Here is an 11,177-nt window from a genome sequence, read left to right on the forward strand (position 1 = left end):
CAAGCCCAGAAGCTCCTTGCGGCCCCATTCATCCGCGCCGATCAGCACCAGAACGCATTGCTTTTCCTCATCCATCCGCGGCTGGAAATAGACGCCATCGGCCCAGACATAGACGAAGCGGCGGGCCGAAAGATCGCGCCGTTGCCAGCGTTCGCAATCCTCCCACCATTCGGCCTTCAGCCGCGCGATCGTGCTTGCCGAAAGGCCCGCAGCGTTCGGCCCCAAGAGCGCGGCAAGCGCCTCTTGAAAGTCGCCGGTCGAAATGCCCTTGAGGTAAAGCCAGGGCAGCAGCTCCTCGACCGACTTCGCTTTGCGCATGTAAGGCGGCAGGATCGACGAGGTGAAACGGATCTTCTCGCCGTGCGTCCCCCGGTCGCGCAGCCGCGGCACCTTCACCGCCACCGGGCCGATCCCGGTCATGACCGCGCGCTCGGGCAGATGGCCGTGCCGCACCAGACGCGCCTGGCCCTCGTCGGTCCGCTCTGTGGCATGGGCGGCGAGCAGCGCGGCCAATTCCGCCTCAACCGCCTGCTCGATCAGCCGGCGCGCCCCGGCGCGCAGCACGTCGGTCAGTGGATCGGCGGAAAATCCCGATGGCAAGCGCAACTCGGCGATGGTAGTCTCACTCATGTGGCATATCCCTTTCTCTTCGGAGAATTGACGGCGTTTCGACACCGCCATGATATGCCGCCCCTCAGGGGCCATCACCAACTTTCAGCTATATCTCGGCTAAGCACCGTTGCACCCCGTTGCAATTCTCACGGTGCACCCGGGTGCAACGCGGCCCGTTGCAACTTGTTGCAACTTGGGCGCCGACTCGCTTGAACCGGTCGGGCGATTGCGCGACAAGACAACAAAACAAGACATTTTGAGGGGGGCACGGATGCCGACACTCGACTGGATCGGCAAGCAGGCGGTTGTCAATCATCACCGGGAAGTTCCCTATCGGCTGATCCACTGCGACAAGGAACTGTCGGCGGGTGATGCTGAGGCCGGCAACCTTCTGGTGCAGGGCGACAACCTGCAGGCGCTGCGGGCGCTGCTGCCCTACTATGCCGGGAAGGTGAAGTGCATCTACATCGACCCGCCCTACAACACCGGCAACGAGGGCTGGGTCTACAACGACAACGTCAACAGCCCCGAGATTCGCAAGTGGCTGGGCGAGGTCGTGGGGAAGGAGGCCGAGGACCTGTCGCGCCACGACAAGTGGCTGTGCATGATGTATCCGCGCCTGCGGCTGTTGAGGGAGTTCCTGCGGGAAGATGGAGTGATTTTCGTCAGTATTGACGATGACGAAAACCATCGCCTGAGAATGATCCTGGACGAGATATTTGGCGTCAGAAATTTTGTGGCGACCTTCGCTTGGCAAAAGAAACAGTCTCCGCAAAACGATGCGATTAGCGTGTCGGACATGCACGACTACGTTGTCTGTTACGCCAAAAAGGCTGCACTCTCACGAGAGGACACCTCTGGCTTTAGAGCCAATCGACTACAGCGCACGGATGTGCAGGACGGCAGGTTTAAGAACCCAGATGATGATCCGCGCGGCCCGTGGTTCTCGGCGGACTATACATGCGCAAAGTCGGCTGACGAACGGCCGAACCTTTACTACTCCATCATTAACCCGAACACGGGAGAGGAGATTTGGCCAAGTAGGACGCGTGTGTGGGGATACTCTAAGGATGAGCACGAAAGGCATTGTCGCGAGAACCTGATCTATTGGGGAGCTGACGGAAAGGGCAGGCCACGATTGAAGAAATTCCTCAAGAACGGGATGAACGGTGTGGTTCCCTCGACTTGGCTTACAAGAGAAGAGTGCGGCGACAATCAAGAGGCACGTCGGGAAATTCGAGCCATTCTTTCAGGAACGGGCACGGACTTTGAAACCCCAAAGCCTACACGTCTTATTCTGCGCATCTTGGAAATTGCCACAGGACCCAACGACCTCATCCTCGACTCCTTCGCCGGTTCCGGCACTACCGGCCATGCGGTGCTCGACCTGAACAAGCAGGACGGCGGCCACCGCCGCTTCATCCTGGTCGAGATGGAGGGAAACGTCGCGAAGGACGTGACTGCCGAACGCCTGCGCCGGGTCATCGAGGGCTACAACAAGGGCGGCGATCCGGAAAAGCCGGTCGAGGGGCTGGGCGGCGGCTTTCGCTTCTGCCGCCTCGGCACGCCGCTCTTCGACGAATTCGGCGACATCGCCGGTGAAGTCACCTTCCCCGACCTGGCCGCGCATATCTTCTTTTCCGAAACCGGCGTCCCGATCCCCGAGCGGGCCACGGGGCCGCTTCTGGGCACGCATCAGGGCAAGGCCGTCTACCTTCTGTTCGACCCGGCCAGCGCCCAGGCCCCGCGCGCAGCGGCCGGCAATGTGCTGACCCCCGACAAGCTGGCCGAGCTGCCCGATCCGCCCGAGGGCTTCGAGGGCGTGCGGGTGGTCTATGCCGAGGGCTGCACCGTCTCGCCCGAGCGGTTGAAGGCGGCTGGTGTCGTCTTTCGTCAGATCCCCTATCAGGTCGAAGGGGCCGCGTGACATGGCCGGAACCACCTTCGAGCTTCGCCACTACCAGAAAGAGGCGCTGAGGGCGCTTCGCAGCTATCTGGGCAAGGTGCCCCTCATGGGTGCCAAGACGGCCTTCTACGACGTCACCAGCGCCCCCTATCGCCCCGCGCCCTTCGTGAATGAGGAGACGCCTTACGTCTGCCTGCGCATCCCCACGGGCGGGGGCAAGACGGTGGTGGCCGCCCATGCGGTGGGCATCACCGCGCGGGAATATCTGCAGGTCGACAACCCGATGGTACTGTGGCTGGTGCCCTCGACCGCCATTCTCGACCAGACGCTGGCCGCGCTCAGGAACGAGGATCACCCCTATCGCGCGGCGCTGGCGGCGGATTTCGGGCGCAACGTCTCGGTCCTGTCGCTGGCCGAGGCGCTGTCGCTCTCGCGCCCTGATGCCGAGGGCGGCGCCTGCATCATCGTGGCGACCTTGCAGGCGTTCCGGGTGGACAACACCGATGGGCGCAAGGTCTATCAGGATGCCGGCGCGCTGATGGACCATTTCAGCGGGTTGAAGCCCGAGCAGCTTGCCCGACTGGAGAAGGTGGAGGGCAGCGAACGGCCCGTGGCCTCGCTGTGCAACGTGCTGCGGCTACACCGGCCGATGGTCATCGTGGACGAGGCGCATAACGCCCGCACGCCGCTGTCTTTCGAGACACTGCGGCGCTTCGACCCCTCGATGATCCTGGAGCTGACGGCCACGCCGGCGCTGGAGGCCAATGGCGAGCAGCATCCCTCGAACGTGCTGTTCCACGTCTCGGCGGCCGAGCTGAAGGCCGAGGAGATGATCAAGCTGCCGATCCGGCTTCAGACCGACCGCGATTGGCGCATCACCATCGGTCAGGCGCTGGATTGCCAGGTGAAGCTGGAAGAGGCCGCGCAGGCCGAACAGGCGGAGACCGGCGAATACATCCGGCCCATCGTGCTGTTTCAGGCGCAGTCGAAGTCGAAGACCGACCCAGACAGGCTGACACCCGACAAGGTGGTGCAGTTCCTGACCGACGACAAGCGGATCGACCGCTCCCAGATTGCCATCCACGGGGCCGGAAAGGCGGAGCTCGACGACATCGAGGACATCTCCGCGCCCGACTGCCCGATCCGCTATGTCGTGACCGTTCAGAAGCTGCGTGAGGGCTGGGACTGCCCGTTTGCCTATATCCTGTGCTCCGTGGCCGAGTTGAGCTCTCCCACGGCCGTAGAACAGCTCCTGGGCCGCGTTCTGCGGATGCCCAGGGCACGGCGCAAGACCCGCGACGTTCTGAACCGGGCCTATGCCTTTGTGGCGTCGTCAGACTTCCAAGCCGTGGCCGAGCGGCTGAAGGATGGATTGGTTGAAGGCGCCGGCTTCGACCGTCTGGAAGCGGCCGAGCTAGTGAAGTCAAACACCGGGTTCGAGTTCGACGACGAGCGCGCCGACTACGTTCATCGGGCCGACCCGCTGCCGGATTCTCCGCAAGCCAAGGTCGAAGACGTGAAGGCGGCCATCGAGAAGCTACCTGCCAGCCTGCGCACCCGCGTAACTTTTGATCCGGCAACCCGCGAGCTGGCGGTGACGCGGCCCTTGTCGCGGGATGACCGCAATCTGATGCAATTGGCCTTTGCCCCGGTGGCTGGTGCGGCCACGGTCATCGACCGGTTGTTCATCAAGTCGAACCGCATTCAGGCCAGCGAACTGCCGCCCGGTGAGAAGCCGCCCTTCCTCGTGCCGCGTCTCGGTGTGCGCCGGCAGGGTGAGTTGGAGCTGTTCACCTCTGACCATTTCCTGGACACGCCTTGGAATCTTGCCGAGTGCGACCCGGTGCATTTCGCCGAAACTTTTGTCATTCGCGAGGACAGCAAGGCCGGCGAAATCGACGTCAGCGACCGGGGCCGGATGAAGATCAAGTTCGTCGGCCAGATACACGACCAACTAGCCCTGGCGATCCACGAGCCTGCCTGGACACTTCCACGCCTGGTGAACTGGATCGACCGGGGCATCCCGCACCTCGACGTGACCAAGCCCGCAGCGCGCCTTTTCATCCAGAAGGCGCTTGAGGCGCTCATGGCCAAGCGCGGCTACACGCTCGACCAGCTTGCCCGCTACAAGTACGAGCTGCGCCGCGCGTTGGCGGAGGAAATCTCGCGGCTGCGGGGCGAGCGGGAGAAAAGCCAGTATGCGGCCCTGTTTGCCTCGGATGCCTCGGCATTCGAGACAAGCGCCGAACTCGCCTTGTTGTTTGACGAACAGACCTATGCTTACAACCAGCCGTATCGTGGCGCGCGAAAGTTCAACAAGCACTACTTCCCGATCATCGGAGACCTGAAGCCAGACGGCGAAGAGTTCCACTGTGCGGTCTATCTCGATGAGCATCCGAACGTGCGGTATTGGGTGCGCAACGTCGACCGCAAGCCCAACGCATTCTGGCTGCAACTGCCAAGCGGCCGCTTCTATCCGGACTTCGTGGCGATGCTGGATGACGGGCGTATTCTTGTCGTCGAATACAAGGGCGGGCATCTGGCTGCTGACGCTGAGGAGAAGCGCAAGATTGGTGAGCTGTGGGCAGAAGCGAGCGGCGGCGAGTGCCTGTTCGTGATGCCGGTGGATGGGGATTTTTCGTCCATTGACCGGACCATCAGTTCTACGAATCCTTGATGCCCACAGGATGATTTCGATGGAAAACTTAACCTAGGCGATGAGAGTACCTTCTACCCAGCCCAGACCATAGTGCACGGAAGATCGAACGTGATTATCAGCCGAGTTGTTGAACTGAAACGAGCCGGGGTGTGGAAAGACTTTTCTTCCTCCGCCGACCTTCTGCTAGCGCCGCGTACATTAATTTACGGCTTCAATGGATCGGGTAAAACCACCCTGTCTCGGGTGTTTTCTTCGATTGAGCGAGAAAGCTTGGAAGAGCGACTGCCAAGCGAAACGACCTTCAAAATTGAGTTATCAGACGGATCGACAATCACGCACGACCCTATCTCCAACCCATTTGGGCGTAACCTGCTGGTGTTCAATACCGACTTTGTGTCCCGAAACTTCAAGTGGGATGCCGGCAGCACAAAAGCAATTGCGTATCTGAGCGAAAAGAAGATCGATGCCCGAAGGGAGTTCGATGAGGTTGCCGAGAAGCTTGAACATGCAAAACAAAAAGCCAAGACCAAAAAGGACGAGAAGGAAAAAGCCGATAAGGCCTTGAAGGACTTCAAGACACGAGTGGCTCGCAATATCCGAGAAGTTGCTTCATCGAGCACCTACACGCAGTCCTATGACGCCCGGAAAATCGAAGGTCACTACTCGAAAGCATCCTTCGGCAAGGAGAATATCCTGTCCGAAGAAGACCTCAAGAAATACCAAGTAGTGCTTGCTCAGCGGGAACCCCTTCCAACGCTTTCATTTTCCCCAAGCCTTCCTACCGGTCTGATTGACTGGTTCAAGGATGGTCTAGCCCTGCTAACGCAGAGCGTTTCTGGCATCGCTTTGAAAGAGTTCGAAGCCCACACGGATGCTCTTCGCTGGGTCGAGGAAGGGCTCCACTTTCACGACGAACACAGTGTGTCGGACTGCTTGCTTTGTGGAAACCCGTTTTCTGAAGAACGTCGAGCACAGCTTCGAGACTTGTTCGACAAGTCGTGGACCGAGGCGCTTCGCGCCTTGGAAGACGCGGTGAAGCATGGACAGGAACACCAACAAGCTCTCAGGGAACTCTACCGAACTATCCCCAAAGAAGCCGAGGTCACCGCCGATGAGCGGAAGGCTTTCAGCCAGAACCGAGCGCTCTTCGAAACCGCTATCAAGCAGCTCGGTGTGTGTGTCGGGGAGCTTCTCAAAGGCCTCGAGGTGCGAGCAGCAAACCCTATCAAAGAAATCGTGGTTACCGGAGAATTGGCCGATTTCGACCTTGAAGAGTGGCTCGCAGAATATGGGACCATAGAGGCCGCCCTCAATGCCACCGTGAAGAAACACAACGATGCCTCCACGAATTTTGCCGCGATGCAGAAGGAAGCCTTCGAGAAAATAGAAGCGCACGTTTTGGCAACCAACCAGAGTGATTGGAACCATCTTCAGAAGGATGTGCAAGAAGCTGAAGCGGCGCTCGAAGTTGCGCGAGATGACGAGAAAAACCTTTCCGACCGTCAGCTTCAGCTCCGCAACGAGTTACAAGACCACGGTGTCGGCGCGGACAAAATGAACGAGCTCATTTGGGCCTACCTGGGGCACAAAGAACTCCGCCTTGTTGCCAATGACGCCGGAGGCTACAGAATCCTTCGCCCGAGCGGGAAACCTGCAACGGAACTTAGTGAGGGAGAGCGGACTGCGGTCTCCTTCTGCTATTTCTTGACGCAACTGGAAGCCGAGGGTCGCAAGCTTAATGACCTTGTATTGGTCATCGATGATCCGATTTCGAGCCTCGATACTGCCGCTCGAACCCATGCATATAGCCTGATGACCCGCATGACCAAGAAGTGCGCGCAGGTGATCGTTCTGACGCACAACACGAGCTTCATGAACATGGTGAAGCGCGAGTTTCAAAACCTTCAGAAGCGGAATCCCGAGAACAAGGTGACCGCGCTCTTGTCGCTCGATTGTCGGAACTCTGGAAATGGGGAGGAGCGAGTGACCTCGTTGATTCCCATGCACAAGCTCCTGGAGAAATATGATAGCGAGTATCATTACCTTTTCAGTTTGGTTATGGATGCTGCCGAAAAACAGTCGACGGACTATCTGTTCTTGCTTCCGAATGCGACCCGAAAGCTCCTAGAGAGGCTCTGTCAGAGGAACGGGGCTTGCCGCGGAGGCGGGCGCCGCGTAGCGTCCGGCGATGGCCAAGCGATCCCCGTTCAAGTACTTCAAGACCAGCCCCGAGATCATCCGCTTGGCGGTGATGCTGTACGTTCGCTTCCCGCTTTCGCTGCGCAACGTCGAGGACCTGCTTCATGAGCGGGGCGTCGATGTCAGCCATGAGACGATCCGGTTCTGGTGGCACAGGTTCGGGCCACTGTTCGCGGCAGAGATCCGCAAGCGCCGGATCGAGGGAATGCGATCAAGCCGCTGGCGCTGGCACCTCGACGAGATGTTCGTGAGGATCAATGGTGAACGCCATTACCTTTGGCGCGCGATCGATCACGAGGGCGAGGTGCTGGAAAGCTTCGTCACGAAGACCCGCGACCGGAAGGCCGCGTTGAAACTTCTCAAGAAAGCAATGCGCAGGCATGGCCGCCCGGAAGTGATCGTGACCGACAGATTGCGGTCCTACGGAGCGGCCCTGAAGGAAATCGGCGCTAGCCAGCGCCAGGAAACCGGTCGGTGGCTCAACAACCGCGCCGAGAATTCGCATTTACCGTTCCGACGACGAGAGCGGGCGATGTCGCGCTTCCGGCGGATGCGAAGTCTTCAGAAATTCGCCGCTGTCCACGCCTCCGTCTCAAACCACTTCAACCACGATCGCAGCCTTTCCAGCAGACCTCACTTCAAGGCCAACCGAGCCGCCGCTCTCGCAGAGTGGCGCGGTCTTTGTGCTGAATGAGGGGGCAGCCCGCCTGGCCTCGGAGAGACTGGTTCGAATTCGTCTGACACCTCCGTCGGACGCGGTACGGTCTGAATGGGCCGCAGGCCAGCGACGCGATTGGATGGCCCCAGTAAGGGTATGATCAGCAATCGCGTGAGCCGGCGCTGGCGTCCGTCCTGCCTGCGGCAGCAAGGGTATCGGCCCGCCGGTTGTCCGCTGCCGGCAGGGCTCAGCCGCGCGCCCGGGTCTCGTCCATGTCTGGGGCAAGCCCCATCGCGTCCCTGCTCCAACACAGCAAGGCGTCCAGCTTCGGCTCCAGCTCTAGTGCCATGCCATCGACGAATTCGTGAAACGCCTCGGCATTCAGCCGGTTCAGCCCGACAAGGACGGGAATTTCCCGTGCCAGGGCTTCCGCGATCAGGGGACGGAATCCGCGCCCTTCGGCTTCGTGCCGTCCGAACTTGTTGACGATCAGCAGATCGGCGCCGGCTTCCATCTGCGCGGCAACATGACCCACGGCCTCTTCAAGAGCCTCGGGATTCAGACGGCAGCCGCGCGCGCCGGCGCCAAGCGACTGCGAGATACGGATGACCGGCCCATCCGGAAGAACCCGGACATCCATGTCGCAAAGGCCCTGGTTTGCGCATTCGGTGTTGGTCTGGACCACGCCCGCAAGACGCGCGCCGCGGCCGATCAGGGTCCTGGCCAGGCGTTCCAGCAACAGATCGGTGTCGCCACGGCCTGGCGCCATCGTGAAGGCGATGCGCATCATGTTCTTCTCCGCATTCCGGATCGCTTCGGGGCGCTGGCGTCGTGCCCCCGGCTGCCCTCAAGGCGATCATGTCAAACCCGGCGCCGTCCGGCAAGCCGCGGGCGGTGGCAATCCGATCGACACGGCCCGGGCCCGGGACGCCACGAAGGGACTATACCGGTGCCTCGGCCAGGAAATGGCCCGGACCGATCGAGCAATCGAGATTGCGCAGACGCCCGTCCCTCAGGCCATAGATCAGCCCATGGACGCGGACATCCACGCCGCGGCCCCAGGCGCGCTGCATGATTGGCGTTTCGGCGACACGCCGCACGCCTTCGATCACGTTCAGCTCGGCAAGTCGATCGCGGCGAGCCTCGATGTCCTGACACTGGGCCAGGTCCACGGCATAGGCGCGCGCCAGCCGACGGATCGGTTCCAGCCAGTGATCGGCCAAACCGTGGGGCATGTCCTCGGTCGCGGCCCGAACCCCGCCGCAGCCATAATGACCGCAGACGATGATTTCGCGCACCCCAAGCGTTTCGACGGCGAATTCCAGCGCCGAGAGCATGTTCATGTCGGCCGAGTGGATCACATTGGCCACGTTGCGGTGGACAAAGACCTCGCCCGGTTCCAGGCCCGCGACGACATTGGCGGGCACGCGGCTGTCCGAGCACCCGATCCAGAAGAATTCCGGCGCCTGAAGGGCCGCAAGGCGGGGGAAATAGGCCGGATCCTCGGCGCTGCGTCGCTCGGCCCAGTGGCGGTTGCGGTCAAGCAGGGTTTTCAGCATCGGTCAGCTCCGTGGCGATGTCCGCCCCCCGGATGTCTGCCTGGACGACAAGCCTGCCGATGAACTGACGCGCGGCCCGTGTCCATGCGGCCTTTTCCATGGCGTCGCGAATACGGGGACGGACGGCCTGAAACGGCAGGACGGCGCCTTCGGCGATCGCATCCATCCGGACGACATGCCAGCCATGACGGGTCTGGCGCGGCTCACGGGTGATTTCGCCGGGCCGCAGCGCACGAAGGATGGACTCGAATTCGGGAACCGTGTCTCCGGGCCGTATCTGGCCCAGCGAGCCGCCAGACGACCGGGATGGGCAATCGGAATGTCGTGCCGCGACGCGCGCGAAGGAGCCGGGATCGGCCAGCACGGCCGCGCACAATTCCACGGCGCGTGCATGGGCCGCCTGGCTGGCTTTGGCATCGCGCGGATCGCAGGCGATCAGGATGTGCGAAACCTCCCACAGCGGTGGCGACCGGAAGCGCGAAGGGTCGCGCGCCCATTCGGCACGGACCTCGTCGTCGCTAGGCGGTTGCATCGAAATTTCCTTGTCGAGGAGGCCCCGGATCAGGGCCTCCTCCTCGGTTTCGAAGCGGCCGGGTGCGATCTCGGCCGGGTCCGCGCTCAGGCCCTGCCGGCGGGCTTCCTGCAAAAGCAACGCGCGGATCGCCAGCGCATTTGCCGCCTTGCGCCATGCCATGCCCGGCTTGCCGCGCGGGGCGGGGTGGTTCTGGGCCTCGGCGGCAATCCGGGCATGGGGAATGCGATGGCCGTTGACTATCACATCGGGGAACAGGGCTTTTGTCATGGCTTACTCCGCAGCCTTGGGTGCCGGGGCCGCAACGGGTCCGCGTACCGACCGGCCCGCGACCTTCGGGCGCTCGGGCAGGGGGGTGGTCCTGCGCGAACGGACGATCTGATAGCCCGAGCGCAGGAAGAACCGCACCGGCGCGGCGAGGCCCGACAGGATGTGCACCAGCCGCGTGAAGGGGAAGACCAGGAAGATCGTCAGGCCCAGGAACAGATGCAGCTTGAACACCAGCGCCGCATCCTCGATGTAGCTGGCCGCATTCGGGTCGAAGGTCCAGATGCCCTGCGCCCAGGCCATGAAGCGGACCATTTCCTCGCCGTCCAGATGCTGCAGCGAAATGAAGATCGTCCCGATGCCCAGAACCAGCTGCGCCATCAGCATCCACATGATCGCCATGTCCCAGAAACTGGAGGTCGCGCGGATGCGCGGGTCGATCATGCGCCGGTGCAGAAGGATCGCTCCGCCGACAAGGGCCATGATCCCGGCCACGCCGCCGGCGACGACGGCCAGGATCTGCTTTGCGCCATGGCTGATGCCAAGTGCGTCGAAGACCCAGATCGGGGTCAGCAATCCGACGAGGTGCCCGAAGAAGATGACCAGGACGCCCACGTGGAACAGGATCGATCCGACGATCAGCTGTCGTCGGCGCAACAGCTGGCTGGACGAACTCTTCCAGGTGAAAGGATCGCGGTCATAGCGTGCGATGGATCCCACGATCATCACGGTCAGCGCGATATAGGGATATATGCCAAAGAGAATCTCATGCATTGGTCTGACCT

General features: G+C 61.6%; 9 protein-coding genes. 4 read left to right on the forward strand and 5 right to left on the reverse strand.

Annotation, left to right across the window (positions count from 1 at the left end; all coding sequences use genetic code 11):
• A partial coding sequence (locus tag LV82_RS11090; protein WP_211289206.1) for a transposase occupies positions 1-630 on the reverse strand: 630 nt, incomplete at its 3' end.
• 253 nt (positions 631-883) lie between these two features.
• Here LV82_RS11090 and LV82_RS11095 point away from each other — a divergent pair.
• The 4 genes from LV82_RS11095 to LV82_RS11110 all read left to right on the forward strand — a co-directional run bounded on the left by LV82_RS11095 (position 884) and on the right by LV82_RS11110 (position 8,070).
• Positions 884-2,539 carry a site-specific DNA-methyltransferase gene (locus LV82_RS11095; protein WP_104071705.1) on the forward strand — a complete coding sequence of 552 codons (1,656 nt, stop codon included), beginning with the start codon at positions 884-886 and terminating at the stop codon, positions 2,537-2,539.
• Position 2,540: 1 nt separating this feature from the next.
• Entirely contained in the window at positions 2,541-5,195 is a 2,655-nt protein-coding gene (locus LV82_RS11100) for a DEAD/DEAH box helicase (protein ID WP_104071707.1), read from the forward strand.
• A 90-nt stretch (positions 5,196-5,285) separates the two neighbouring features.
• A complete protein-coding gene (locus LV82_RS11105) occupies positions 5,286-7,484 on the forward strand; it encodes an AAA family ATPase (protein WP_211289207.1) in 2,199 nt (732 codons plus the stop codon).
• On the forward strand, positions 7,366-8,070 hold the full coding sequence (locus LV82_RS11110; protein ID WP_104071945.1) for an IS6 family transposase: 705 nt from the start codon (positions 7,366-7,368) through the stop codon (positions 8,068-8,070). Before LV82_RS11105 ends, LV82_RS11110 begins: the two co-directional genes overlap by 119 nt.
• Positions 8,071-8,281: 211 nt before the next feature.
• On the opposite strand, the gene LV82_RS11115 is transcribed toward LV82_RS11110, so the two are convergent.
• The 4 genes from LV82_RS11115 to narI all read right to left on the reverse strand — a co-directional run bounded on the left by LV82_RS11115 (position 8,282) and on the right by narI (position 11,166).
• Positions 8,282-8,821 (reverse strand): DUF2478 domain-containing protein, encoded by a 540-nt coding sequence (locus tag LV82_RS11115; protein WP_104071947.1) that lies wholly within the window; start codon positions 8,819-8,821, stop codon positions 8,282-8,284.
• Positions 8,822-8,975: 154 nt separating this feature from the next.
• Complete coding sequence (locus LV82_RS11120) at positions 8,976-9,593, reverse strand: carbonic anhydrase (protein WP_104071709.1); 618 nt, start codon at positions 9,591-9,593, stop codon at positions 8,976-8,978.
• Positions 9,574-10,395: a peptidylprolyl isomerase gene (locus tag LV82_RS11125; RefSeq protein ID WP_104071711.1), complete on the reverse strand. Its 822-nt coding sequence runs from the start codon at positions 10,393-10,395 to the stop codon at positions 9,574-9,576. Before LV82_RS11125 ends, LV82_RS11120 begins: the two co-directional genes overlap by 20 nt.
• A 3-nt stretch (positions 10,396-10,398) precedes the next feature.
• On the reverse strand, positions 10,399-11,166 hold the full coding sequence (gene narI, locus LV82_RS11130; protein ID WP_104071713.1) for a respiratory nitrate reductase subunit gamma: 768 nt from the start codon (positions 11,164-11,166) through the stop codon (positions 10,399-10,401).
• Positions 11,167-11,177 lie beyond the last annotated feature (11 nt).

It is taken from the genome of Albidovulum inexpectatum, from assembly GCF_002927635.1.
In the GTDB taxonomy this organism is placed as follows: domain Bacteria; phylum Pseudomonadota; class Alphaproteobacteria; order Rhodobacterales; family Rhodobacteraceae; genus Albidovulum; species Albidovulum inexpectatum.